This window comes from Bradyrhizobium sp. Tv2a-2, from assembly GCF_000472425.1.
In the GTDB taxonomy this organism is placed as follows: Bacteria; Pseudomonadota; Alphaproteobacteria; order Rhizobiales; family Xanthobacteraceae; genus Bradyrhizobium.
On the sequence record NZ_AXAI01000009.1, the window covers coordinates 123,508 to 150,314 of the forward strand.

Genomic DNA, 26,807 nt, shown 5'->3' on the forward strand with positions numbered 1-26,807 from the left:
CGTGGCGGCCGCTGCGCTCGCGCGTGCGCAAGAGAATGCGGAGAACATAAACCCGTGCAGGTTTTGCGGTGACCAAATCGGGCCACGCTGCTCGTCCAGCGTGGACATCACATGATGCCGGTCGTTCCGAGGTGAGGAGATGCACAGACGCGACTGGTCGCCGCCGGTTGTCGAGCCTGCGCAGAGCCGCGCAAGACCCTATGCACCGGCCGAAGCTTTGGCGCGACCAAGTTCATAGGCCGCGACATGCGCTCGGGCCAGGTCGAGCAATGGCGTATTCACGTCCAGCGCTCGCGCGCGGCTCGCGAGATCACCCAGGATATGGTCGCCCTCGGTGACCGAGCCGCGTTCGATGTCCCGCAACATCGATGCCTTCAAGGGCGAGCCCTCCGTTGAAAGAAGCGTGTGGTCGAACTCGATGAATGCGGGACGCGGCCTGAAGCCGGCGGCGGTCGCGACGGCGCAGCATTCATCGAACAGTTGAAAGATCGCTTCGCGGCCGCGGGGCACCGCGAGAATGTCCCCGATGCTAGCCCGCATGATGCAGGTGATGCCGGCGACCGTGCTCAACTGCACAAACTTCTCCCACATGTCATGCATCACTGCTGGGCTTGCGCGTCCCTCAACGCCTGCGCTCGTGAACATGGAAGCAAGTGCAGCCGTTCGATCGCTCGGTCCACCCTGCAATTCGCCGAACAGGAGTTGGTTGTTGGGGAAGAACTGGACGATCCGGCCCTCGGTATCCAGCCCCGCGCTGATATTGGCCATCCCTCCCAGGACCTGGCCCGCACTGAATCTCGATGTCAGCCGGTCGATATGTTTCAGACCGTTGAGGATGGGCAGTATCATCGTGCCCGGCCCGACCACGTGGGCGAATTCCTCCATCGCTTCATCAAGGGAATAGGCTTTGACCCCGACCAGGATGACATCAAAGCTCCCTGCGAGGTCCTTCGCAGCCACGAGCTTGGGGGATACGACGAAGTTGTCGTGCGGACTCACGATGCTGAGACCGGTGCGGGCAAGTTGCTCGGCCCGCCGTGCGCGCACCAGGAAGGTCACGTCACGCCCGGCGCGAGCCAGGCAGCCTCCGAAATAGCCGCCGAGCGCTCCGGCGCCAATAACAAGCACTTTCATTCGACAACCCTCGAGGCCAACAAGTCTACTCCACCAGTCTGCAGCGGAGGGTGGAAGCACATCAAGGGCCGGCAACAGGCACTGCGAGGGTATTTTGAGCTACCCGATCTTGCTCGTCGGGCGACTCAAGCAGACAGCCCTGGCCGGCCGAGCAGATGGCATCGGCCAGAGCGTCAAAAATTAATTCGCGTAAAAGCGAGTTTCGAGAGCGATTTCAGACTGATCCCATGGCTGGCCTCATGCCCGGCAAATTCTTCTTTCTTTTTTTCAGAAAGTATGCTTAGCTATCTCCATTCCGAGCCGACACGAGGGGCGTTACGCGTCGTCACGAAACGTGGTGCGGAATTGCGGTGGACGTGGAGGTGCCGGAGACGTGCGGCATCATCGCGGACGGCGAAGTCGTGTGGTCCTGGCGCCCCAAGGTTCCGGCGCTAAGTGGGCTTTCGATGCTCAGGCATCGCGGCCTGCGACGGTGGCAAACGGGATGGTTCACCGAGGAGAGTACGTATAAGCCGTAAAACCACTGCGCAGGGAAGGCCGGGCTGATCCCGCCTGTACCTGTGGTCAACGCGCTCTTCGCGCAATCTTTTGCGCGGAGGCCCCGGGTGCATGCGGTCACCCGGTCTTCCCTGCGCCCTCGGCTTTTGAAGAGGGTGAAGAGGTCAGCAAAACTCGGGCGATTGGCGTCGCGAGGATAAGTCGTCGTGGCCCATGCGGACCCGCTTCATAATTCGTAGGATGCGTTACCGATCCTACGGCCGGGACGATGGGATACTTCGTAGGCATTTACTGCCCGTTGTTAATGCTTGATCCGTCCCCCCAGCAATGTTCTGCTTAAAAAAGCTGCTGGAGCGCTCCGCCTGTGTCGATCTTCGTCGCATTACATCACGTCACGCACTACAACTACGACCGTCCGATCGATCTGGGCCCGCAAGTCATCCGCCTGCGCCCCGCTCCGCACACCCGCACGCCGATCCTTTCCTATTCGCTGAAGGTCACGCCCGCGAACCATTTCGTGAACTGGCAGCAGGACCCGCAGGGCAACTGGCTCGCGCGCTACGTCTTTCCGGAGAAGACGACCGAGTTCAGAATAGAGGTCGACTTCACGGCGCAGATGACGGTCGTGAATCCCTTCGATTTCTTTGTCGAGCCTTACGCCACCAGCTTTCCGTTCGAATACGGCAAGGACTTGAAGACCGAGCTTACGCCGTATCTGGAGACCATCGAGCCGGGGCCGTTGCTCAAGGCGTGGCTCGATTCCATCCCGCGTGAGGCGGACTCGACCGTCAACTTTCTGGTCGAGCTCAACGCGAACCTGCAGAAAAGGATTCGCTACATCATCAGGATGGAGCCGGGCGTTCAGGCGCCGGAGGAAACGCTCTCTTCTTGCGCCGGCTCATGCCGCGACTCCGCGTGGCTGCTGATCCAGACGCTGCGCCATCTCGGCCTCGCCGCGCGCTTCGTCTCCGGCTATCTGATCCAGCTCAGGCCCGACATCGATCCGGTCGAAGGACCGGTCCAGGTCGCGAACGATTTCACCGATCTCCACGCCTGGGCTGAAGTCTATCTGCCCGGCGCGGGCTGGATCGGATTTGATGCCACCTCGGGCATGCTGGCGGGCGAGGGGCACATCCCGGTCGCCGCCACGCCGCATTACCGCTCGGCCGCGCCGGTTGCCGGCAGCGCCGGCTTTGCCAATGTTGACTTCGCCTTCGAAATGAGCGTGAAGCGCATCCGCGAAGCGCCTCGGATCACAAGGCCATTTTCCGATGACGCCTGGGCTGCGCTCGACAAATTGGGCGAGCGGGTCGATGCCGACCTCAAGGCACAGGACATGCGCCTCACCATGGGCGGCGAGCCGACCTTCGTCTCCGTCGACGACATGGAATCGCCGGAGTGGAATGTCGCGGCCGTCGGCCCCACCAAGCGCGGTCTTGCCGACGATCTGATCCGCCGCCTGCGCACGCGCTTCGCGCCGGGCGGGCTGCTGCATTACGGGCAGGGCAAGTGGTACCCGGGCGAAAGCCTGCCGCGCTGGGCCTTCGGCCTTTACTGGCGCAAGGACGGTGTGCCGATCTGGAAGAACGCCGACCTGATTGCGACCATCGAACGCCCGCGCAAGGCCAGTATCGACGATGCCGGGCGCTTTGCGGAGGCGGCTGCAGAGAAGCTCGGTCTCGGTCCCGACTTTGTCATCCCGGCCTTCGAGGATACAAACCACTGGTTGGCGCGCGAAGCCACGCTGCCGACCAATGTCACGCCGGCCGACTCCAAATTGCCCGATCCCGAGGAGCGGGCGCGCATGGCGCGCGTGTTCGACCAGGGGCTGAACATCCCGAAGGGTTTTGTGCTGCCGATCCAGCGTTGGAACGCCGATGCGTCCCGTTGGCGCAGCGAGCGCTGGCAGCTCCGGCGCGGCAATCTTTATCTGGTCCCGGGCGACTCGCCGCTGGGCTTGCGGCTGCCGATCAATTCGCTGCCCCATATCCCGGCCGAGGACTATCCCTATGTCGTCGAGCAGGATCCGATGGAGCCGCGCAGCGCCCTGCCGGTGTTCGAGCAGGCAAGCCACCCGGCCGCCGCGTCGCAGCAGGCGGTGCAGCAGCAGCGCGCAGGCGGTGGCGGCGTGCGCACCGCGATGTCGATCGAAATCCGCGACGGCGTGCTCTGCGCCTTCATGCCGCCGACCGAAAAGCTCGACGATTACCTGGAGTTAGTCGCGGTTGTTGAAGCAACTGCGGAAGACATGAAGATGCAAGTCCATGTCGAGGGCTATGCGCCGCCTTTCGATCCGCGCGTCGAGGTGATCAAGGTGACGCCCGATCCCGGCGTCATCGAGGTCAATGTGCAGCCGGCAGCCAATTGGCGCGAGGCGGTCGACATCACCTTCGGCCTCTACGAGGATGCCGCAAAAGTGCGGCTCGGGGCCAACCGCTTCCTGGTCGACGGGCGCCACACCGGCACCGGCGGCGGCAACCATATCGTGGTCGGCGGCTCGATGCCGCAGGACTCGCCCTTCCTGCGCCGCCCGGATCTGTTGAAGAGCCTGGTGCTGTACTGGCAGCGCCATCCCTCGCTGTCCTATTTCTTCTCCGGCATGTTCCTCGGCCCGACCAGCCAGGCCCCGCGCATCGATGAGGCGCGGCATGACGGCCTCTATGAGCTGGAGATCGCGATCTCGAAAGTGCCGCCGCCGGGCGGCGAGGAGATTCCGCTGTGGCTGGTCGACCGTCTGTTCCGGCATATCCTGGTCGACATCACCGGCAACACCCACCGCGCCGAAATCTGCATCGACAAGCTCTATTCGCCCGACGGCCCGACCGGGCGGCTCGGCCTGGTCGAATTCCGCGCGCTCGAAATGCCGCCCGATCCGCGCATGTCGTTGGCGCAGCAGCTCTTGGTCCGGGCGCTCCTGGCAAAACTGTGGCGCGAGCCGCAGGAGGGCAAGTTCGTGCGCTGGGGCACCTCGCTGCACGACCGCTTCATGCTGCCGCACTTCATCTGGCAAGACTTTCTCGACGTGCTGTCGGATCTGAAACTCTCGGGCTACGACTTCTCGCCCGAATGGTATCTCGCCCAGCTCGAATTCCGCTTTCCCGCCTTCGGCCGCGTCCACCACGGCGGCGTGTCGATGGAACTCAGGCAGGCGCTGGAGCCTTGGCATGTGCTGGGCGAGGAGGGCACGTCAGGCGGCACCGTGCGCTATGTCGATTCCTCGGTCGAACGGCTGCAGGTCAAGGCGGAAGGCTTTGTCGAGGGCCGCCACATCATCACCTGCAACGGCCGGCGGCTGCCCATGACCGCCACGGGCCGCGCGGGCGAAGCAGTCGCGGGCGTGCGCTTCAAGGCCTGGCAGCAGGCCTCAGGCCTGCATCCGACCATCCCCGTCCATGCGCCCCTGACCTTTGACCTGATCGATAGCTGGAACGGCCGCTCGCTTGGCGGCTGCGTCTATCATGTCGCCCATCCCGGCGGTCGTAACTATGAAACAAAACCGGTCAATTCTTACGAGGCCGAGGCGCGGCGGCTCGCCCGCTTTCAGGATCACGGCCACACGCCCGGCAAGATTGATCCGCCGCGCGAGGAGCGCAGCCACGAATTTCCTCTGACTCTCGACTTGAGAACACCGCTCCCGCATTGAAGAATAACGTTTTGGCAGGAGAGTCGGGATGGCGGACACTGACCAAGGGACGGGTCAGGGGACGGGGGACGGCGCCGGGCAGGCACAGGCCGCCGTCCGGCCGCGCCCGGGGCAGCGGCGGGTGGCGCAATGGATGCGCGATTACGCCCGGCTTCCCGGCATTCCCGACGAATATCTGGGCGAGGACGGCCCGCGCGCGGTCTGGACCCGCTTTTTCGACGCCTTTTCAAACTTGTCCGCCCCCGAGATCGAGCGCCGTTTCGGCGCCGCCGACCGGCATCTGCGCGAGGCCGGCGTCACCTACCGTGCACCGGGCGAGGCCGCCGAGCGGCTATGGCCGCTGAGCCATCTGCCGCTCCTGATCGACGAGGCCGAGTGGCAGCAGCTCTCCGCCGGCATCGTCCAGCGCGCGCAGCTCCTGGAACTCGTGCTGCGCGACATCTACGGCGAGGGCCGGCTGGTCGCGGACGGCGCGATCCCGGCGGCCGCGATCGCCGGCAGCGGCGAATATCTGCGGCCCGTTTGCGGCATCAAGCCGCCCGGCGGGCGCTATCTTGCACTCTACGCCGCCGATGTCGGCCGTGGCCCTGATGGCCGCTGGTGGGTGCTGTCCGACCGGACGCAAGCGCCGTCCGGCGCGGGCTATGCGCTGGAAAATCGCCTGGTGCTGTCGCGTGCCTTCGCCTCGCTGTTCAAGTCGATGAATGTCGAGCGGCTCGCGCCGTTCTTCGAAGCGTTCCGCGATTCCTTGCGCGGCAGCGCCGACCGCGACGAGCCGCGCATCGGCCTGCTGACGCCGGGCAGCTTCAGCGAGACCTATTTCGAGCATGCGACGCTCGCCCGCTATCTCGGCTTCCTGCTGGTCGAGGGCGATGATCTCGCCGTGTCAGGCGATCGCATCCATATTCGCACCGTCGCTGGCCTGAAGCGGCTCGACGTGCTGCTGCGGCGGGTCGATTCCAACTCGCTCGATCCGCTCGAGCTAGATGCCTCCTCGCATCTCGGCGTGCCCGGATTGATCGACGTGTTGCGCAAGAGCGGTGCCGTGGTCGCCAACATGCCGGGCTCGGGCGTCCTCGAAGCCCGGGCGCTGCTGGGCTTCCTGCCGAGCCTGTCCCGCCGCCTGCTAGGCGAAGAGCTGAAGATACCGCACATCGCCACCTGGTGGTGCGGGCAGAAGGCCGCGCGCGAGGAAGTGCTCTCGCGGCTCGACGATTTCGCCATTGAAGGCGCATATGGACGGGGCGTGCCGGGCATCGCCAATCACGGGCCGGTGCTGGCAGCCGAGCTGCCGCCGAGCGAGCGTGAGCAGTTGAAGACTGCTATCCGCGACCGCGGCATCGACTATGTCGGGCAGGAACTGGTGCGGCTCTCGACCATGCCGGTGTGGGACCAGGGACGGCTCGCCCCCCGCCCCTTTGTGCTCAGGGTGTTCGCGGCCGCGACCGAAAACGGCTGGGTCATGATGCCGGGTGGCTTCTGCCGGATCGCCGACCAGCTCGACGCGAGGGCGGTATCGATGGGCAATGGCGCCCGCGCCGCCGATGTCTGGGTCGTGGCCGACAAGCAAGTCTCGACCCACACGCTGTTGCCGGCGTCGGACACCGTGCGCATCCGCCGCATCGCCGGCGTGCTGCCCAGCCGTGCCGCCGACAATCTGTTCTGGCTCGGCCGCTATCTCGAGCGCGCTGAAGCGACCCTGCGCCTGGTGCGCGCGCTCGGCGCGCAGCAGCGCGATACAGGGAAGGGCGCGTCCGGTTCGCTTCAGGTCGCCGAGCGCATCCAGCGCCTCCTGGTCGCCTGGGGCGCGGCGTCGCAGACGTCGCGCGCGCAATCGGCGAAGGTTGCGGCCGAGGCGTTGCAGGCGGAGGGGCGGTTCGGCTCGGCGCTCAGTCTCGTGCGCTCGGCCCAGCGCACCGCGACCTCGCTGCGCGAGCGGCTGTCGCCTGATGCCTGGCAGGTCATCACCGAGATGGCGGAACGGCTTGCGTACGAGGTCGAGGATGACGACGGCGTCATCAGCGCCGCCGAGCTGACCTTGCAGGAGCTCGCAAGCTTCGCTGGCCTTGCGCAGGAGAACATGAACCGCGCCGCCGGCTGGCGCTTCCTCGAAATGGGCCGCCGCGCCGAGCGCGCCATCAATACCGCGCGCTTCGCGCGCCAATTCGCCTATGACGAGGCGGGCGACGAGGACCTCGACACACTGCTCACGCTGGTCGATTGCCAGATCACCTACCGCTCACGTTATCTGTTGGCGCCAGTGCTCGCGCCGGTCCGCGATCTGGCGGTGCTCGACAGCTACAATCCGCGCTCGGTCGCTTTCCAGGTCGAGGCGCTGAACGAGCACATCGCAAGCCTGCCGGCGCTGAAGGAGACCGGGCTGATCGAGCGGCCGCAGCGGCTTGCGGTCGGGCTGCGCTCGACGCTGACCACCGCCGAAGCCGCAACCCTCGACACCAAGACGCTGTTTGCGCTGGAGCAGGATCTGCTCAGCCTCGCCGACGCCATCGGGCAGCATTATTTCCCGCACGGACCCAATGCCAGCCGGCCCGAAAAGCTCACGGGCCTGGCGTGATCTACGACATCCGTCACGTGACGACCTATGCTTACGAGAGCGCGGTGAGCTACGCCCGCTGCACGCTCCGACTCGAGCCGTTGAGCGGCCATGGCCAGCAGCTGATCTCACATCATGTCGAGATCAGGCCGCGGCCGGCCGAGCGCACCGCGCGGCGCGATTTCTTCGGCACCTTGACCGAGAGCGTGGTGATCGAGGCCGCCCATCGCAATCTGCGCATCGACTCGCGCTCGCGCGTCGACGTCGACCGCAAGGCACCGGGCCGCACCATGACGAGTCCGGCGTGGGAAGAGATTCGCGATGTCGCCTTTGCAGCCAACAGCCTCGGGCCGGCGTCGCCCATAGGCTATGTCTTTGCAAGCGCGCTGGTGCCGGTGCTGTCCCCGATCACCGCTTATGCCGCGGCGAGCTTTCCGCCCGGTGGTGGCATTCTCGTCGGCGCAGTCGATTTCATGCATCGAATCCGCAGCCAGTTCAGATACGATCCCAAGGCGACCGTGATCTCGACGCCACTGACGGAAGTCTTCGAGAAACGCCACGGCGTCTGCCAGGACTTTGCACATGTGATGATCGCGGGGCTGCGCGGCCTCGGGCTGCCGGCGGCCTATGTCAGCGGTTATCTGCGCACCATTCCGCCGCCGGGAAAGCCGCGGCTCGAAGGCGCGGATGCGACGCACGCCTGGGTGTCGCTGTGGTGCGGGGCCGCGATCGGCTGGGTCGGCTTCGATCCGACGAATGATCTCCTCGTCGAGAACGATCACATCGTGCTTGCGATGGGCCGCGATTTCTCCGACGTCTCGCCGGTTGACGGCATCATCGTCGGCTCGCCCAGGCAAAAGCTCAACGTCGCGGTCGACGTGCTGCTGGTGGAGTAGAGCGTGATCCCGCAAAAGTGTGACGGAGTTTTCCGAAAGGATCATGCTCCCGCAGCAACGATGTTCCATCACGTAGCGGTGTTGGAACGACAAGGAACTGTCGGAACAACATCACGCATCATCGATTGTTCGTCGCTGAAGCCCGCATGCCTCGCGGGCTCGTCCTTTGTCAAGCGATGGAGAGTTCATGATGCGACGATTATCCCTGGTCATTGGCGTACTGGCTGCGTGTGCCGCAACCGGCGCTTCGGCCGAAACCGTCAATCTTACCGGCACCTATCGATGCATCCAGATGTGCCGCGATGGAATGCTCGGCGCACCGACCTTCGTGACGCAGAACGGCGATGCTGTGAACCTGACGACGGAAACCGGCGAGTCCTATCGCGCCTGGCCGGATTGGTCTGCGCCGTACAGCCGCCTGTGGATCGATGCACGCGACGAGAGCGTGGTCTATTCGCCCGATGGCATGCGCATCCAGTTCGACGATGGACGCGTCTGGCAGCGCGACATCGGTCCGCCCCCGCCGGTGGTGCTGCGACGGGCGCCCGTGGCCTGGCGACGCTATTAACGTCTGAAACAAGGGTGGGCTGCGGCGCCTGAGCGCCGCGCCCACCGCGCTCTGGGCCGGTCGCCATCCAGGCAAGCGATCAGAGCGCGCCGTTCAACAGTCTCTTGGCGGCTTGCGTGAGCAGCCTGGATCGCGTGAAGCCGTGGGTCTCTGCGTATTTATCGAGCTCCGTCAGCACATCTTCCGGCATGGTGACATTCACGCGAATGGCCTTCGGCTGCTCCGTCCGGACGCAGACCATGAAGGCGATGCCATTCTGGTTAGCGGGATCGGACATGATGCCGTCGAGCGTGGAGGGGGCAGGCATCGCCTCACCACCCTCCGTCAAGGCTGCGATCCGAAGCGCCAATGCTTCCTCGGCCACGCTGTGCGCGTCATCGAGCGTCGTGCCCGCCGCGATCACGCCAGGAAAGTCCGGAAAGGAAACGCCGAAATCCCCGTCGGCATCCTTATGAATGAGACCGATATAGCTACGCATGGCGCTCACCTTGGGCTTCAGCCCCGACTGTCGCATTTGAACAAAACAAGAACATTGTGCCGCGCTGGATGGGTAAGTCAAGAGGACCCGGACACCTCATGCGCCCTGCGGCTGGCAGAGCCGGTCGCTCGGGCGCTGGGCCAAGCGTCCCTCCGCCAAGCGTCCCTCCGCCAAGAGCCTCTCGCCAAGAGCCTCTCGCAAGAGTCCCTCGCCAAGGGTCCCTCGGACCAAGCGTCGTCCACGCAGGGCGACGCGGCCTTGCGAGGAACCAACCACCTGGAGCCGGCGTTTGCCCCGGTAGTCATGGCACCGCGGGGCGTCGTGTCCAATCTTAACCGGGCAGCAAAGGGAGGCCTCGAGGCGGAGCGGCTGTTCATCGGCCGCAGCGAGCTTGCCGCCATCATGGAGCGCTTCGATTGGGCCAGTACCCCGATCGGGCCGCCAGAGGATTGGCCGGCCAATCTGAAGACTGCGGTCCGAATCATGCTGACCTCACAGCAGCCGATCTGGATCGGCTGGGGCCAGGAGCTGATCTACCTCTACAACGATCCCTATAAGTCCATCATCGGCGGTAGGCATCCATGGGCGCTGGGACGGCCGGCTTCGGAAGTCTGGCGGGAGATATGGGATGAGATCTCGCCATTGCTTGCAAAGGCGATGGGCGGCGAAGAGGGGACGTATGTCGAAGCCCAGCTCCTGATCATGGAGCGCAACGGATTCCCCGAGGAAACCCACTACACCTTTTCATACAGCCCAATCCCGAACCCGGATGGCTCCTCGGGCGGCATCTTTTGCGCCAACACCGACGACACCCAGCGCGTCATCGGCGAGCGCCAGCTCTCCTTGCTGCGGGAGCTCGCGAGCCGTGCCGCCGAATCGCGCACGGTCGTAGAGGCCTGCCGGCGCAGTGCGCAGGCGCTCGGCACCGAGTTGCGCGATCTGCCTTTTGCAATGATCTACCTCGTCGATGCAAAGAACGGACTCGTGCAGCTTGCCGCGCTGTCGGGTATCGAGCACGGCCATCCCGCCGTGCTGGCGACGTTGCCGCTCACCGAAACCGAGTTCTGGCCGCTCGCCGAGACGTTGCAGACCCAGCGCGTCAAGCTGATCTCCAACCTGCCCGAGCGCTTCCAGGCGGATTTCCCGACCGGCGGCTGGCGCCAATCTCCCGATCGCGCCATCGTGGCACCGATCATGTCGAGCGGCGAGCAGGCGGTCATCGGCTTCCTGATGGCCGGCCTCAACCCGTTCCGGCTGTACGACGAACGCTATGCCAGCTTTCTCGAGCTGGTCGCGCGCCAGATCGCATCGGCGGTCAACAATGCTCATGCGTACGAGGAAGAGCGGCGGCGCGCTGAAGCGTTGGCCGAGATCGACCGCGCCAAGACCGCGTTCTTCTCCAACGTCAGTCACGAATTCCGCACGCCGCTGACCTTGATGCTGAGCCCGCTGGAGGATGCGCTCGCGCGGGAGGGCGAACGCCTGCCGCCGGAGCATCTCGCCACGCTCGGTCTGATTCATCGCAATGGCCTGCGGTTGTTGAAGCTTGTCAACACGCTGCTCGACTTTGCGCGCATCGAGGCCGGTCGCGTGGCGGCGTCGTTCGAGAAGGTCGATCTTGGTGCCTTGACGGCGGAGCTCGCCTCCAACTTCCGCTCCGCCACCGACAAAGCGGGATTGCAGCTTGCGATCATGACAAAGCCCTTGCCTCAGGACGTCTATGTCGACCGCGACATGTGGGAGAAGATCATCCTCAACCTGCTGTCGAACGCCTTCAAATTTACCTTCGAGGGAGAGATCGGGGTTGTCGTCAGGCCGGCCGTTGGCGGCGCGCACGCCGAGGTCCTTATGAACGATACGGGCACCGGTATACCGGCCGAAGAGCTGCCGCATCTGTTCGAGCGCTTCAAACGCGTCGAAGGCGCGCGCGGTCGCTCGTTCGAAGGCAGCGGCATTGGCCTTGCCTTGGTGCAGGAGCTGGTGAAGCTGCATGGCGGCGCCATTGCCGTTGCGAGCGAGGTCGGGCGCGGCACGACATTTTCGATTACGCTGCCGCTCGGCGCCGCTCACCTGCCATCCGATCGCCTGAACGCTGCATCGGGGCAGGCAAGCACCAGCCAGCGCGCCAAAGTCTATCTCGAAGAGGCAATGGGCTGGCTTGAAGGAGACGCGCCGGCCGACCGTCCGGATGCCTCCGCGCCGGAAGATTTTGGCCCGGGCATCGCAAATGCAGGAGCGAGCAAGGGCCGTATCCTGCTCGCCGACGACAATGCCGATATGCGGCAATATATTCGCCGACTCCTGAGCGACCATTATGACGTGGAAGCGGTTGGTGACGGCGAGGATGCACTGCAAGCCGCCTTGCGACAGCGCCCGGACCTCGTCCTGAGCGACATCATGATGCCGCGGCTCGACGGCTTCGGCCTTCTCAGGGCGCTGCGCCAGCACCGCGAACTGAGCGACATTCCGGTGATCTTCCTGTCCGCCCGCGCCGGCGAGGAGGCGAAAGTCGAGGGCTTGCGGCATGGCGCCGACGACTACCTGATCAAGCCGTTTTCGGCGCGCGAGCTGTTTGCCCGCGTCGAGGCCAATATTGAGCTGTCGGCGGTCCGCACGGAGCGGGCGCGGCTTCTGCAGACGCTGAATATCACGCTCGAGCAGCGTGTCGCCGAAGAGGTGCGTGAGCGAACCAAGGCCGAGGAGCAGCTGCGCCAGGTGCAGAAAATGGAAGCCGTGGGCCAGCTCACCGGCGGCATCGCGCACGACTTCAACAACATGCTCGCTGTGATCATCGGCGGCCTCAACCTGCTGCAACGACGGCTCGCCAAGGGCGAGAGGGACGTGCAGCGCTTTGTGGAAGGCGCGATCGACGCCGCGCAACGTGCCGCCGGGCTGACGCAGCGGCTGCTCGCATTCTCGCGCCAGCAGCCGCTTTCGCCAGAGCCGATCAACGCCAACAAGCTGGTCGCCGGCATGACCGATCTCCTCAGCCGGACGCTCGGCGAGCAGATCGCGATCCAGACGGTGTCATCGGCGGGCCTCTGGCAGGCCAAGGCTGACCCGGTGCAGCTGGAAAGCGCCGTCCTCAATCTGTGCGTCAATGCTCGCGACGCGATGCCGGATGGCGGCCGGCTGACCATCGAAACCTCGAACGCCTATGTCGACCACGTCGTGGCCAATGAGTATGCGATCCCTTCCGGCCAGTATGTGCTGATCGCGGTCGCCGACGACGGCGTCGGCATGAGCGCCGACATCGTGTCGCGCGCGTTTGATCCGTTCTTCACCACCAAAGACGTCGGCAGGGGTACCGGCCTCGGGTTGAGTCAAGTCTACGGCTTCGTGCGTCAGTCGGGCGGGCATGTCAAAATCTACTCGGAGATCGGAGTAGGCACATCGGTGAAGATCTATCTGCCCCGCTATGTCGGCGATGCTGCCGGCATCCCTGCGAGGACCGCCGCGAACGCTTCCTGCCGTGGATTGAAGAGCGAGGTCGTGCTGGTCGTGGAGGATGAAGCGCGGGTCCGCGCGGTTTCGGTCGAGGCGCTGCGCGACCTTGGCTATACCGCGATTGGTGCCGCCAATGCCAACGAAGCTCTGCATCTTTTGGAAGGAGGCTTGTCGATTTCGCTGTTGTTCACGGACGTGATCATGCCGCTGATGTCGGGACGCGAGCTTGCGGAGCGGATCAGGCAAAAGAGCCCGAGAATGAAAGTGCTCTTTACCACCGGCTATACGCGCAACGCGATCGTCCATAACGGCATCCTGGAGCCGGGGACCAGCCTGTTGACGAAGCCGTTCAGCATCGAGGAACTGGCAGCCAAGGTGCGAGAGACGCTGGACCGTGAGCCGTAGGCTGCAACCTTCGCCTTACGCCCGCTTGCGCCCTGCGACCGCTTCCGCGCGCAAATTCTGGAAGAATTTTTCCACCTCGGCCGACAGCATCTCGGCCGTCGAGGCAAGGCCGCCGGAGGCGGAGAGCACGGAAGCCGCCGCGGTCGAGGTCTCGCCGATGGCATCGCGCAGCGAGGCGATATTGCTGACCAGCGTCTGGTTGCCTTGCGCCGCCGACTGGGCGTTGACGGAAATTTCGCGCGTCGCCGCATCCTGCTGGCCGACAGCGCCCGCGATCGTCGCGGTGGTGTCGTTGATGCCGCGCACGGCATTGCCGATCTCGCGTACGGCGTCGACCGCGCTCCTGGTCGAGGCCTGGATCAGGGCGACGTTCTGGCTGATCTCCTCGGTCGCTTTCGCCGTCTGCCCGGCCAGTGCCTTGACCTCATGTGCCACCACGGCGAAGCCGCGACCGGCGTCGCCGGCGCGCGCAGCCTCGATTGTGGCGTTGAGTGCGAGCAGGTTGGTCTGCTCGGCGATGGTCTGAATGAGCGTCAGCACGCCATCGATCCGTTGCGTCGCGGCGGCGAGGCTTTCGATCTCGGCGATGGATTTTGCGGTGCGCGCGCCGGTCTGCTCGACCGCCGCCGCCGACTGCCGCACCTGCCGGCCGATCTCGGCGACCGAGGCGGAGAGCTCTTCGGTGGCGGCGGCAACCGCCGAAACGTTGCCGGAGGCTTGCGAGGTCAGGCCGGCCGCGGCACCGGCGCGGGCGTTCGCGTCCGACGTCACGCGGCTGATCGTCTCCGCCGTTGCGCGCATGGCGGACGCATTCTCGTCGACCGTGCGCACCACGCTGCCGATCGCCTGCCGGAACGCCTCGATCGCGCTTTCGGTGTGGCGGCCGCGTTCTTCGCGCGCGCGTGCATCTTCTGACACCTGCGCGTTGAGATTGCGGTTGCGCTGCATCGCCTCCTGGAAGATGCGGATGGCGCGTGCCAGCGCGCCGATCTCGTCGCTGCGCTCGCTATGCGGTACCTCGACATGGTCCTCGCCCTCGGCCACGCGCTTGATGGTCGCGGTGATCGCCGACAGCGGCCGCGCGATCGAGCGGGCGATGATGACGACGCCGATCACGACCAGCAGCAGGGCGAGACCGCCGAGAGAGGTCAGCAGGAAGGAGAGCTTGCGGTTGAGGTCGGTGTCGGCCGTGATCTGCGCGGCGCGCTCGGCATAGACCCTGGACAGCGCCTCAAGATCCTTGTTCAGCGCCGATCGCACCGCGCGGTTGGCGTCATTGTCGCCCCACTCGCGTCCCGCCGCAGGACTGATCTCGTTGGCGCGGCGCACCAGCTCCTTGCGGAAGTCGATGAACTGCTCGATGCGCTTCTTGAAGGTCCCAAACTGCGTGGCATCGTCGGCCTGGACGATGCCTTCCCACTTCCTGACCACGTCGAGGATGTGATCGTTGAACTTGAGCAATCCCTCGCCATACTTTCTCACCACGGCGGGATCGGTCGACATGTAGACGCCGCGGGATTCCATCACCACGGCATAGACCAGCGAATTGACCCGCTCGACATTGAGGGCGGCGGAATTGGCGCGCTCGATGGCCTGGGTGAGATCAGCGCCCCGCCGGCTATTGTAGTCGGACAGGACCGCGATGGCCGCGGTCAGCACGGCAAACAGGGCAAAAATCGAATAAAGCCTCGCGGCAAGCGAGAGGCGGGAAAAGATACCCATGATGGAACTTTTCGGTGGTTAAGGCTTGCGCTGGCATGCTTCCCCATGAGCCTGCATCAGCTGATCGATGGATTGTGCAGGAGTTGGATGGAGAAAGTCTTAATGGGCGAGATTTATCGTATTGCAACTGACGGAAATATTCCTGCGAAATCATGGCTTTGTATCATATGAAAGCGCAACCGGGTTGCCCGGTAAAAGTGCGGGACAGTCCGCTCCGCGCACTTTAGGCTTGGAGTGCACAGTCTTGAAGATCCGACAGCCTCATGGCCTATCGCCACACCATCGACGCCACGACTTACGTTTTCGAAGGTCTGCGCGACCTGCTCGCCAAGGCGACGCCGCCGCGCTCCGGCGACAGGCTGGCAGGCATTGCAGCCGGGACCTCCGAACAGATGATCGCAGCGCGGATGGCACTGGCGGACCTCCCGCTCAGCCGGTTGCTCGACGAGGCGGTCGTTCCTTACGAGGAGGACGAGGTCACCCGCCTGATCCTGGATAGTCACGACAAGGCGGCTTTCGCACCGGTCGCTGCGATGACAGTCGGGGAATTCCGCAACTATTTGCTGTCGGATGCGGCGACCACCGAAGCCCTGACGAAGCTTTCGCACGGCATCACGCCGGAAATGGCCGCCGCCGTGTCCAAGCTGATGCGCAACCAGGACCTGATCCTGGCTGCGAAAAAATGTCGCGTCACCACGGCCTTCCGCGACACCATCGGGCTCGCGGGCCGCATGAGCGTGCGGCTGCAGCCCAACCATCCTTTCGATGACGCTCGCGGTATCACCGCCTCTATCCTGGACGGTCTCCTGCTGGGGTCGGGCGACGCCTGCATTGGCATTAATCCGGCAAGCGACGATCCCACAACCATTGGCACCCTGCTGCGCCTGCTGGACGAGTTGATCGCGCGGCTCAGTATACCAACCCAGGCCTGCGTGTTGACCCATGTCACCACCACGCTTGGCCTGATCGACCAGGGTCTTCCTGTCGACCTCGTGTTCCAGTCCATTGCAGGCACCGAGGCCGCCAACCGCTCGTTCGGCGTCGACCTGAAGCTTCTGCGGGAGGCCCATGAGGCGGGACGAGCGCTACGGCGCGGCACGGTCGGCGAGAACCTGATGTATTTCGAGACCGGACAGGGCTCGGCGCTGTCGGCCAATGCCCATCATGGCGTCGACCAGCAGACCTGTGAGGCGCGGGCCTATGGCGTGGCGCGCGCCTTCGATCCATTGCTCGTCAACAGCGTGGTCGGCTTCATCGGACCGGAATATCTCTACGATGGCAAGGAGATCATCCGTGCCGGCCTGGAGGATCACTTCTGCGGCAAATTGCTCGGCCTGCCGCTCGGCGTCGATGTGTGCTACACAAATCATGCCGAGGCCGATCAGGACGACATGGACAATCTCCTGACGCTCCTTGCCGCGGCCGGAGTCAATTTCATCATGGGTGTGCCGGGCGCAGATGACGTGATGCTGAACTACCAGTCCACCTCGTTTCACGATGCGCTCTATGTCCGTGACCTGTTCAATCTCAAGCGCGCTCCCGAATTCGACGACTGGCTGGTGCGTACTGGTCTCGCCGATCCTGCTTTCCGTTTGGCCCGTGATGGGGGCCAGCTCCCTGATTTCGCCTCCCGATTGATTGCGAAAGAGGGCACAACCATTTGAATTTGTGAACCTGATCCTTGAGTTGCGCGTCTGAGGGGTAGGACGCCACAATGTTGAGCAATTTGGGGCCCAGCCTTGACGTGTGCGTCGATGGACGTGGTTTACAAAGATGCAGAGGAAGTCGATGAGAGCTGAGGGGATCGAGACCACTCGCCGTATTCTGTTAGTGTTTCCACGCTACACATCCGCTTTCGGGACCTGGGAATACGCCTATCCACTCACCGACGGCGTCCAGGCATTTATGCCGCCGCAGGGCCTGCTCCTGATCGCGGCCTATCTGCCGGCGGACTGGCAGATCCGCTTCGTCGACGAGAACATCCGCGCCGCCGACAGGGAAGACTTCGAATGGGCAGAAGCGGTTTTCGTCAGCGGCATGCATATCCAGCGCAAGCAGATGAACGACATCTGCAATCGTGCGCATGAATATGATCTGCCGGTCGCGCTCGGCGGTCCCTCGGTCAGCGCCTGCCCGGACTATTATCCCGCGTTCGACTACCTGCATATCGGCGAGCTCGGCGATGCGACCAATACGCTGATAGCGACGCTGTCGCGCGACGTCTCACGGCCCGCGGAGCAGGTCGTGCTCAAGACGACCGACCGTTTGCCGATGACCGAGTTTCCGGTGCCGGCCTACGAGCTTGCGCAACTCGACAAGTATTTCCTCGCCAGCATCCAGTACTCCAGCGGCTGTCCCTATCAGTGCGAGTTCTGCGATATTCCGGGTCTCTACGGCCGCAACCCGCGCATGAAGACGCCGGAGCAGATTATCGCCGAGCTCGACAAGCTGCGCGAGGGCGGCTCGACCAACACGGTCTATTTCGTCGACGATAATTTCATTGGTAATCGGAAGGCGACGCTCGAGCTGCTGCCGCATATCATCGAGTGGCAGAAAAAGCATGGCTATCCGGCCAGGCTCGCTTGCGAGGCCACGCTCAACATCGCCAAGCGCCCCGAGATTCTCGAGAAGATGCGGGACGCGTTCTTTATCACCGTGTTCTGCGGCATCGAGACACCGGATCCTGACGCGTTGAAGGCCATGCACAAGGACCACAACATGATGGTCCCGATTTTGGAAGGCGTGCAGACCATCAATTCCTACGGCATGGAGGTTGTCTCTGGCATCATCATGGGGCTCGACACCGACAAGCCCGAGACCAGCAATGCGCTACTGCAATTTGTCGAGCAGTCCAAGATACCGCTTCTGACCATTAACCTGTTGCAGGCCCTGCCCAAGACGCCACTGTGGGATCGGCTGGAGCGCGAGCAGCGGCTCAACCACGACGACAGCCGGGACTCCAACGTCGAGTTTCTGTTGCCCTACGACTATGTGGTCGGCGAATGGAAGCGCGTCATGAAGATCGCCTATACGCCGGAGAATCTGTTCGAGCGGTATGAATATCAATGCGAATTCACTTACGCCAAACGCGTGAAGCCGCCGGCCGCGACACAGGCGACCTGGGCAAATATCAGGCGCGGTCTGATCATGCTGCGGAATGTGTTCTGGCGGGTCGGCATTCTTGGCGACTACAAGAAAGTCTTTTGGAAATTCGCGCTGAAGCGGCTGCGCAAGGGTGATATCGAGGGTCTGCTCGGCGCGGCGCTGGTCGCCCATCACTTGATCCGCTTCGGGCAGGAGGCGACCAGCGGCAACCAGAACGCCTCGAACTACTCCGTGCGCCTGCGCGAGACAGCAGTGCCCGCCGAGTAAGTTGGATGAAAGAGCCGGCGCTCGCCTCGATCGATGATTTGCGCAAATTGACCCCGGCACGCGTCGCGCTCGGCCGCGCCGGCGTGAGCTTGCCGACGAGGGCGCTGCTCGATTTCACGCTCGACCATGCGCGCGCCCGCGACGCCGTGCACGCCACCTTCGACGTAGCGTGCCTGATCGCCTCTCTCGGCGCGCTCGGTTGCGAGAGCGTCGCCGTGGCGAGCCGCGCCGGTAACCGCCAGGACTATCTCAGGCGGCCCGACCTCGGCCGGAGGCTCGACCAGCCCTCCGTTGATCTCCTCACCGGGCGACAGAGCAATCCATGCGACGTTGCGATCGTGATCGGCGACGGCCTGTCGCCCACGGCGGTGCACGCTCATGCGATCGACGTGCTGCGACAGCTGTTGCCGCGCCTAGCCGCTGATGGCGTCACGGTGGGACGCATCGTGGTCGCATCGGGCGCGCGCGTTGCGCTCGGCGACGAAATCGGCGCGCTGCTCAGGGCGCGCATGGTAGTGATGCTGATCGGCGAGCGGCCGGGGTTGTCCGCGCCCGACAGTCTCGGTGCCTATCTGACATTCGCGCCCGAAATCGGCCGCACCGATGCCGAGCGCAATTGCGTCTCCAACATTCATCGTGAGGGACTTGCCCACGACGAGGCGGCCCACCGAATCGGTTGGCTGGTGCGTGCGGGGTTGCGGCGGAGTGTTACAGGTGTAGCTTTGAAGGACGAGAGCGGTGAGGGGACAGCCTCACGAATCGCGCCGCCAGTAGCCTCCGCGTGACATATTCGCAACTTGAGGCGCAAAATCACTCAAACCGCGCCGGTTTTTCATGGTTTTGTGAGGTAAACTTGCGACACGCGGGACAGACCTGCTAAACCGGCTCCGCGCGTTTTTTCGTCACATTATCAGGACTTAAACGGCGACCGATGAGGGCCCCGCGCGATGATTTGAGATCGGGCTTGTGGCCTGGTCGACTTTTCTGAAGTTAAGCTATCCAAAATTGTCCCAATCCTCAGAACTGGTCAGGGCATGCTCGATAAGAATTACGACAGTCAGGTTCATGTCGAGAAGGTCGAGGAGCGCCCAAGTGGCAGCAGCATCGCCTTTGGCCTGGAGCGCATCGGCCTGATTGCGGTCAAGGCGCCGATCCTGTCGATGATCATTCTGGTCATACTGATCGTCGGCGCAGTGTTCGGCATCGAACGGATCAAGATCGACGATTCGCTCTCTCAGCTGTTCCGCTCCAACACGAAGGAGTTCCATCAGTATGAGGAAGTGACAAAACGCTTTCCGGCGGAAGAGTTCGACGCGCTGGTCGTCGTCGAAGGCAAGAACCTGCTCGCGCGCGACAATCTGGAGAAGCTGCGCGACTTCGTCACCGATCTGCAGCTCGTCGACGGCACGCGCGGACTGGTTTCGCTGTTCTCGGCGCGACAGGCGCCGGCTCCTGGCAAGCTTCCGGCGGCGCTGTTCCCGAATGAGCTGCCAGAAGGCGCCGCCTACGACAAGTTCATCGAAACCGTCAAGGCCAACGAGATCATCCGGGGCAAGTTGCTGTCGGACGACGGCACGCTCGCTTTGATCGTGCTGTCGCTCGATCCCGAAGTCGTCGCCTCCAACAAGCTCGGGGCAACGGTCGGTGATATCCGCAAGCTTGTGAAGCAGGATCTCGGCGACACCGGCCTCAATGTGGAGCTGTCCGGCGTGCCGGTGATGCAGCTCGAGATCCGCAACGCGGTCGAGCGCGACGGGCTCACCTACAACGTTCTCGGCATTCTCGCCGGCTGTATCATCGCCATCATCTTCTTCCGCAAGATCTCCTTCATGGTGGTGGCGGCGTTCCCGCCGATGATTGCGATCCTGCTGGCGCTCGGAGGGCTCGGCTGGGCCAATTTCAATCTCAACATGTTCCTCAACGTGATGACGCCGCTCATCATGGTGATCAGCTTCTCCGACTCGATGCAGCTCACGTTTGCCGCGCGCGATCGGCTGATCGCGGGCCAGGACAAATTCACCGCGTTCAAGAACGCGGTGCTGGTCGTCGGGCCTGCCTGCGTGCTCACCCACGGCACCGCCGGCATCTCGTTCATCGCCCTGCAGTTCTCCGATTCGGACCTGATTCGAAAATTCGGCGAGGCGGGGCTGGCCGCGACCATCATCGCGCTGCTCACGGTGTTGTCGCTGGTGCCGGTGTTCGGCGTGCTGTTCGTGCGCAACGAAAAGGTCTTTGCTGTCAAGTTCCAGGGTGCCGATGCCGGCGTGCAGATGCTGCGCAATTTCTGCTACTGGATTGCCGTGCGCATGGTGGGCCGTCCCGGGTTGTTCAGCCTGATCGCGGTGCTGTTCGTGGGCGGTCTGGGGGCGGTTTATGCCAATCTCCAGCCACGCTACCGTCTCGCCGACCAGGTGCCGGACAAGCAGCAGGCGGTCGCGGCCTCCCAGAGGCTCGACGCCAAGCTCACCGGCGCCAATCCGGTCAATGTGCTGATCCAATTCCCAAAGGGTGAATCACTCTATTCGCCCGAGACCCTTGCAACCATCGCCGATGTCCACGCGACCGTGGAGCGCGCAGCCGGCGTCGGCAATGTCTGGTCGCTGGAGACGCTGCGGCGCTGGCTCGCCGAGAAGGCCGGCTCGTCCGATGTCGCGACGCTCAAGGAGTATGTCGATCTGATTCCCAAATATCTGGTGCAGCGTTTCATCGATCCTGAGCAGGATGCGGTCGTGGTGGCGGGCCGGGTGCCCGACGTCGATTCCAGCCAGCTGCTCCCGGTGGTCGACAAGCTCGACCATGAACTGGACGCAGTGCGCAAGAAGCACCCGGGCTATGAGATTGCCGTCACCGGCCTTGCCGCGATTGCCGCGCGCAACTCCGCCAACATGATCGAGAAGCTCAATCGCGGCCTGACCATCGAGTTTGCCTTCGTCGCCATCTTCATCGGGCTGGCGTTCCGTTCCTGGGTGGTGATGTTTGCCTGCGTCCTGCCGGGCATTTTCCCGGTGGTGATGTCGGGCACGCTGCTATATCTCCTCGGGGAGGGGCTGCAGTTTGCAAGCGTCGTGGCGCTCACGGTCTCCTTCGGTCTTGGGTTGAGTGCCACCATTCATTTCCTCAACCGCCTTCGGCTGGAGAGCAAGCCGGGCGTGAACTCGGCGATTGCGGTCGAGCGCGCAACCGTGCTGGTCGGCCCGGCGCTGATTCTGACGACGGTGGTGCTCGCCTGCGGCCTCGTGGTGACCGTGTTCTCGGACCTGCCGTCGCTGCGTCTGTTCGGCTGGCTCTCGGCTTTCTCGATGGTGTCGGCGCTGGTCGCGGACCTCTTTATCCTGCGGCCGACGGCGATGTGGCTGATCAACCTGCACGAGCGCATCCACGGAACGCAGAGCCGCTCGGTGTGAAGCTAAAGCATGATCCGGAAAAGTGTGTAGCGGTTTTCCGAAAAGATCATGCTCAATCAAAGACCTAAAGCGCGATGACGATTCAACCAAATCTCATCGCGCTTTAGGATTGATGTGGCCTGCAGGATAGGTAGAGCGCAGCGAAACCCAACTTCTTGCGGTGTGTCATGGGTGTTGGGTTTCGCAACGCGCTACGCAACCTGCGTAATGGCACGCATGAAAAAGCCTTCGGCTCTCGGGGCCGAAGGCTTTCGCGAATTTCGACGGTAGGCGAGGGGGCTTAGCCCTTCACCATCGTGATGTTGACGCCGCGGATCTCGCCTTTCGAGCTGATCTGAACGGTCTGCTTGTTGCCATTGGTGCGCAACGTCAGGTTGGCGGCAAAGCCGTTGGCCTGCACGAACACCTCGATCTGGCCGCCGCCTGCGGTGCCCTGCAGATCGCCGAACACGTTGCGGCTGGCTTCGCTCCAACTCCCGGAAATCCGGTCGCCGTTGCTGGTCACGTCGCTAGACAGATCGAACTTGTAGCTGTCGCTCGCGCAGTGCAGGCTCTGCTTCAGCCCCGTGCCGCTGCTGTTGATCTTGTAGTCTGCCTTGCAGCGGATGCGCTCGACCGAGCCATCCGACAGTGCGACCGTGCCAGTGCCGGACCATGCACCGTCGAAGCCAGCGAACGGACTGCCGGACTGGGCATGTCCCGCCGAGACCGACATCATCAGAGCGACACCGATGCCCGCAGCCCTAACGCCACGCACGAACGGTGCTGAGCCAAACAGTTTCATATCGGTTTTCCATCTCTTGAAAATAGACGCGTCTTATATAGGGGCGTCCGCGCCGCATCGAAGGTTTAGTGTCGCCGTTCTGTGTTAGGTTCAAATGACGGTGATTCGGCACAACGTCAGCGCCAGCAAAGACCGGCGCCAATTCGCGTACCGTACCCGCAAAGCCAGTGCATGCTTGCAACAGCCAAGCGCGAAAAGCAATCACCGGCAAATAATGTTCTAGTATCAAAAGCTTATTTGTGCCAATGAACGAACCTTCCGGAAGCTCGTGAAGGGTTGTGGACCGCCGCAAATTCGGCCGCATTTGGCCTTCGCCTGAGTTTCCTTAAAGCGTGTCGCGCGGGGGTTCGCGGCGCAATCAATCTCACGGAAAACCTTCCCGGCGAGGGCTCGCGCAGGGCGGGGAACGCTTGCTTCAGAATGAAGGAACAAGATGCGCAAATATCTTCTCGCTCTCGCCCTGACATCGCTTGCTTTTTCGACGGCCGCCAATGCCCAGGATGGTCGCGGAACCGCGGAAGAGCAGAAGGCCTGCACTCGCGACGTGCAGAAGCACTGCCGCACGGTCATCGATCAGGGCGATTTCACCATCCTCGCCTGCCTTAAGGAAAACCGCGCCAAGATCAGCACGGCTTGCGACGCGGTGCTGAAGGCGCACGGCCAGTAAATCGCGTTAAGTCAACCCGGTTAACGTTCGAAATGGCGTCCCGGCACGATGAGCCGGGGCGCACTGGATTGTTGGGATAGCATTGGTTTTACGCGCGTATTCCCCTATATGGGGATCGTTCCCTTCGCGGCCTTTGCGAAGCTTCCGCCGGAGGGGCTTACCTCCACGCCTCAACGAATGGGTTCAGCCTGTCCCGATGACCGCAGCGAGCGAATTGCGATCCGGCAAGACTCACCGCGACGAGAACTTTCCGGTCGCCTCCTTTCTCATTCACCCGCGGCACCGGCGGCTCATTCTCGCGTTCTACAATTTTGTCAGGACCGCCGACGACATCGCCGATCATGCGACGCTGCCGCCGGCCGACAAGCTCGCTTATCTCGATCTGCTCGAGGCGGAACTCACCGGCAAGGGCGAGAGCCAGAAGGAGGCGGTCGCATTGCGCGCGGCGCTCGCTGAACGCGGCATGCCGCCGCGCCATGCCCTCGACCTGCTCACCGCGTTCCGAATGGACGTAACCAAGCTGCGCTACGAGAACTGGGAAGATCTCATTCACTATTGCCGCTATTCGGCGATGCCGGTCGGCCGCTTCGTGCTCGACGTCCATGGCGAATCCACCTCGACCTGGGCGGCGAACGACGCGCTCTGCGCGGCACTGCAGATCAACAATCACCTGCAGGATTGCGGCAAGGATTTTCGCGAGATCAATCGCGTCTATCTGCCCCGCGATGCGCTTGAAGCAGCGGGTGCGAGCGTCGAGATGCTGGGGGCCAACAGATCGTCGCCGCAGCTTTTGCAATGCCTGCATGCGCTGGCTGCCCGCAACGAGCGCCTGCTTGAAGAAAGCAAGTCGTTCAGCGCGGAGGTGAAGGATTTCCGACTCGGGCTTGAGATCTCGGTGATCTATGCGTTCGCGGAGAAGATTGTGCGCCTCCTGCAGGCGCGCGACCCCTTGAGTGAGCGGGTGCATCTGTCGCCGCTCGAGCTTCTGGCGAAAAGCCTCGGCGGCATGGCGGGCGAGACGGCACGCCGTGCGTTTGGGCGGCGTCCCGTGTCAAAAAAGGCGGCCGGCGCATGACGCTTCAGGCCGCAACCGTCGCCACCGACACCACGAGCTACCAGACGACGGCCTCGGGCAGCTCGTTCTATGCCGCCATGCGCATCCTGCCGCGCGAGCAGCGCGAGGCGATGTTTCACATCTACAGCTTCTGCCGGCACGTCGACGACATCGCCGATTCCGACGGGCCCCGCCCTGAGCGGCTCGCGGCGTTACAGCGGTGGCGCGACGACATCGACGCGCTGTACGCGGGCAATCCGCCGCCGCGTGTCGTCGACTATGCCGCCTCGGTGAAGAGGTTTTCGCTCCAGCGCGAGGACTTCCTCGCCATCGTCGACGGCATGGAAATGGACGTGCCGCAGGAAATCCGCGCGCCCGACATGGCGACGCTCGATCTTTACTGCGATCGCGTCGCGAGCGCGGTCGGACGGCTCTCGGTGCGGGTGTTCGGGCTGCCGACCGACGACGGCATCCTGCTTGCCCATCATCTCGGACGGGCACTGCAGCTCACCAATATCCTCCGCGACATCGACGAGGATGCGGGCCTCGGCCGGCTCTATCTGCCGAGCGAGGAGCTGCGCAAGGTCGGCATCACCTCCACCGATCCGAAAGTGGTGGCGCAGGATTCCCACCTGCCGGAGGTCTGCGCGCCGCTCGTCGATCGTGCGCGCGGGCATTTCGCCAAGGCCGACGAGATCATGGCGCGCCATCCGCGGCGGCTGGTGCGCGCGCCCAGGATCATGTCGAAATATTATCGCGCAATCCTGCAATTGCTGATAGCGCGCGGCTTCGCGGCCCCGCGCGCCGCCGTGCGCATCGGTAAGGTTGCCCGTCTCGCCATCGTTTTGCGCTACGCCTTCATCTGATGCAAAAAACCGCCCACATTATCGGCGCCGGAATTTCGGGCCTGTCCGCAGCTGTGCGGCTGGCTGATGCCGGCTACCGGATCGAGGTGCACGAGGCGACCCAACAGATCGGCGGCCGCTGCCGGTCCTATTTCGACGCCGCGACCAACCTCGTCATCGACAACGGCAATCACCTTCTGCTCTCCGCCAATCACCATGCGCTGGCCTATGCGCGCGCGATCGGCAGCGAGGCGGGCCTGGTCGGGCCGTCGCGCGCGAAATTTCCCTTCTGCGACCTCACCACCGGGCAGCGCTGGGAGCTTGATCTCGGCGAAGGGGCCCTGCCGCTCTGGGTGTTCGACCCGGCGCGCCGCGTCCCAGACACGTCATTGACCGATTATCTCAAGCTCGCGCCGCTCGCCTGGGCCAGGGAAAGCCAGCCTATCGGCGATGTCATCCGCTGCGAGGGCACGCTCTATGACCGCCTGGTGCAGCCGCTGCTGCTCGCAGCGCTCAATCTCGATCCGCCCGAAGGCTCGGCCGGTCTCGCCGGCGCCGTCGTGCGCGAGACCCTGCTTGCGGGCGGCAAGGCCTGCAGGCCACTGATCGCCCGCGACGGGCTGAGCGCGGTCCTGATCGACCCCGCGATCAAACATCTCGAAGGCAAAGGCGGGAGCGTCCGCATCGGCCATGAGCTGCGCGAGCTTGCGATGACGGGCGAACGCGTCGCGGCGCTGAAATTTGGCGGCAATGACACGGTCGCGCTGGGGCCGGCGGACGCCGTGGTGCTCGCCGTTCCGCCGAGATCGGCGGCTTCGCTGCTGCCGGGGCTGAAGACGCCGACGAAGTTCCGCGCCATCGTGAATGCGCATTTCCGCATCGATCCGCCCGTGGGCGCGCCGCCGATCCTCGGCGTGGTCGGCGGGCTCGTGGAATGGCTGTTCGCCTTCCCGCAACGGCTCTCCGTCACCATCAGCAATGGCGACCGCCTGATCGACCAGCCGCGCGAGGAGCTCGCGCTGGCGATCTGGCGGGACATCTGCAAGGCCGCCGGCATTGCCGGCGAGATGCCGCCATGGCAGATCGTGCGCGAGCGCCGGGCCACATTCGAGGCCACGCCCGAGCAAAATGCACTGCGCCCTGGGCCGGTCACGTCCTGCAAAAACCTGTTCCTCGCGGGCGACTGGACTGCTACGGGATTGCCCGCGACCATCGAAGGGTCCATCCGATCGGGGGACCGTGCCGCAGATCACGTATTGGCCGTGCGGCAGGCCTGACTGAGTAGCTCACGAGGCCACCTTCCGGCACTGCCGGTCGCGGGCAGGCACGGGAGAGT

At 63.8% G+C, this 26,807-nt stretch carries 17 protein-coding genes; 13 read left to right on the top strand and 4 right to left on the bottom strand.

Translation table 11 applies throughout. The annotated features are described in order from the left end of the window. Positions 1 to 198: 198 nt before the first annotated feature. Positions 199 to 1,134 (bottom strand): 2-dehydropantoate 2-reductase, encoded by a 936-nt coding sequence (gene panE, locus A3AI_RS0120370; RefSeq protein WP_024517344.1) that lies wholly within the window; start codon positions 1,132 to 1,134, stop codon positions 199 to 201. A gap of 862 nt (positions 1,135 to 1,996) precedes the next feature. On the opposite strand from panE, the gene A3AI_RS0120380 reads away from it, so the two are divergent. From A3AI_RS0120380 to A3AI_RS0120395, 4 genes are all read left to right on the top strand, one after another. Continuing rightward, the gene (locus tag A3AI_RS0120380) at positions 1,997 to 5,275 is read left to right on the top strand and encodes a transglutaminase family protein (RefSeq protein WP_024517345.1); all 3,279 of its coding nucleotides are present in this window, start codon (positions 1,997 to 1,999) and stop codon (positions 5,273 to 5,275) included. 28 nt (positions 5,276 to 5,303) lie between these two features. Beyond that, entirely contained in the window at positions 5,304 to 7,850 is a 2,547-nt protein-coding gene (locus tag A3AI_RS0120385; RefSeq protein ID WP_024517346.1) for a circularly permuted type 2 ATP-grasp protein, read from the top strand. Then, a complete protein-coding gene (locus A3AI_RS0120390; protein WP_024517347.1) occupies positions 7,847 to 8,725 on the top strand; it encodes a transglutaminase family protein in 879 nt (292 codons plus the stop codon). Before A3AI_RS0120385 ends, A3AI_RS0120390 begins: the two co-directional genes overlap by 4 nt. A 190-nt stretch (positions 8,726 to 8,915) precedes the next feature. Beyond that, positions 8,916 to 9,293 carry a hypothetical protein gene (locus A3AI_RS0120395; protein WP_024517348.1) on the top strand — a complete coding sequence of 126 codons (378 nt, stop codon included), beginning with the start codon at positions 8,916 to 8,918 and terminating at the stop codon, positions 9,291 to 9,293. A 79-nt stretch (positions 9,294 to 9,372) separates the two neighbouring features. Here A3AI_RS0120395 and A3AI_RS0120400 read toward each other — a convergent pair whose 3' ends face one another. After that, complete coding sequence (locus A3AI_RS0120400; RefSeq protein WP_024517349.1) at positions 9,373 to 9,771, bottom strand: type II toxin-antitoxin system HicB family antitoxin; 399 nt, start codon at positions 9,769 to 9,771, stop codon at positions 9,373 to 9,375. Positions 9,772 to 10,092: 321 nt separating this feature from the next. On the opposite strand from A3AI_RS0120400, the gene A3AI_RS0120405 reads away from it, so the two are divergent. Further along, positions 10,093 to 13,623 (top strand): ATP-binding protein, encoded by a 3,531-nt coding sequence (locus A3AI_RS0120405; RefSeq protein ID WP_245286921.1) that lies wholly within the window; start codon positions 10,093 to 10,095, stop codon positions 13,621 to 13,623. A gap of 15 nt (positions 13,624 to 13,638) precedes the next feature. On the opposite strand, the gene A3AI_RS0120410 is transcribed toward A3AI_RS0120405, so the two are convergent. Continuing rightward, complete coding sequence (locus A3AI_RS0120410; protein ID WP_024517351.1) at positions 13,639 to 15,345, bottom strand: methyl-accepting chemotaxis protein; 1,707 nt, start codon at positions 15,343 to 15,345, stop codon at positions 13,639 to 13,641. 263 nt (positions 15,346 to 15,608) lie between these two features. Here A3AI_RS0120410 and A3AI_RS0120415 point away from each other — a divergent pair, with 263 nt between their 5' ends. The 4 genes from A3AI_RS0120415 to A3AI_RS0120430 all read left to right on the top strand — a co-directional run bounded on the left by A3AI_RS0120415 (position 15,609) and on the right by A3AI_RS0120430 (position 22,121). Continuing rightward, positions 15,609 to 17,009 (top strand): ethanolamine ammonia-lyase subunit EutB, encoded by a 1,401-nt coding sequence (locus tag A3AI_RS0120415; RefSeq protein WP_024517352.1) that lies wholly within the window; start codon positions 15,609 to 15,611, stop codon positions 17,007 to 17,009. Between the two features lie 124 nt (positions 17,010 to 17,133). Continuing rightward, positions 17,134 to 18,717 (top strand): B12-binding domain-containing radical SAM protein, encoded by a 1,584-nt coding sequence (locus tag A3AI_RS0120420; RefSeq protein ID WP_024517353.1) that lies wholly within the window; start codon positions 17,134 to 17,136, stop codon positions 18,715 to 18,717. 5 nt (positions 18,718 to 18,722) lie between these two features. Beyond that, positions 18,723 to 19,502 (top strand): ethanolamine ammonia-lyase subunit EutC, encoded by a 780-nt coding sequence (gene eutC / locus A3AI_RS0120425; protein ID WP_024517354.1) that lies wholly within the window; start codon positions 18,723 to 18,725, stop codon positions 19,500 to 19,502. Between the two features lie 249 nt (positions 19,503 to 19,751). Beyond that, positions 19,752 to 22,121, top strand: coding sequence for an efflux RND transporter permease subunit (locus tag A3AI_RS0120430; RefSeq protein WP_024517355.1), 2,370 nt, complete (start codon positions 19,752 to 19,754; stop codon positions 22,119 to 22,121). Positions 22,122 to 22,401: 280 nt separating this feature from the next. Here A3AI_RS0120430 and A3AI_RS0120435 read toward each other — a convergent pair whose 3' ends face one another. Further along, positions 22,402 to 22,905, bottom strand: coding sequence for a hypothetical protein (locus A3AI_RS0120435; protein WP_024517356.1), 504 nt, complete (start codon positions 22,903 to 22,905; stop codon positions 22,402 to 22,404). 433 nt (positions 22,906 to 23,338) lie between these two features. Between A3AI_RS0120435 and A3AI_RS0120440 the strand changes: the two genes are divergently transcribed. The 4 genes from A3AI_RS0120440 to hpnE all read left to right on the top strand — a co-directional run bounded on the left by A3AI_RS0120440 (position 23,339) and on the right by hpnE (position 26,748). Beyond that, a complete protein-coding gene (locus A3AI_RS0120440) occupies positions 23,339 to 23,572 on the top strand; it encodes a hypothetical protein (RefSeq protein ID WP_024517357.1) in 234 nt (77 codons plus the stop codon). A 196-nt stretch (positions 23,573 to 23,768) separates the two neighbouring features. Next, positions 23,769 to 24,647: a squalene synthase HpnC gene (gene hpnC, locus A3AI_RS0120445; protein WP_024517358.1), complete on the top strand. Its 879-nt coding sequence runs from the start codon at positions 23,769 to 23,771 to the stop codon at positions 24,645 to 24,647. Beyond that, positions 24,644 to 25,492 (top strand): presqualene diphosphate synthase HpnD, encoded by an 849-nt coding sequence (hpnD, locus tag A3AI_RS0120450; protein WP_024517359.1) that lies wholly within the window; start codon positions 24,644 to 24,646, stop codon positions 25,490 to 25,492. The genes hpnC and hpnD overlap by 4 nt, the downstream gene beginning before the upstream one ends. Then, positions 25,492 to 26,748 carry a hydroxysqualene dehydroxylase HpnE gene (gene hpnE / locus A3AI_RS0120455; RefSeq protein ID WP_024517360.1) on the top strand — a complete coding sequence of 419 codons (1,257 nt, stop codon included), beginning with the start codon at positions 25,492 to 25,494 and terminating at the stop codon, positions 26,746 to 26,748. The genes hpnD and hpnE overlap by 1 nt, the downstream gene beginning before the upstream one ends. Positions 26,749 to 26,807 lie beyond the last annotated feature (59 nt).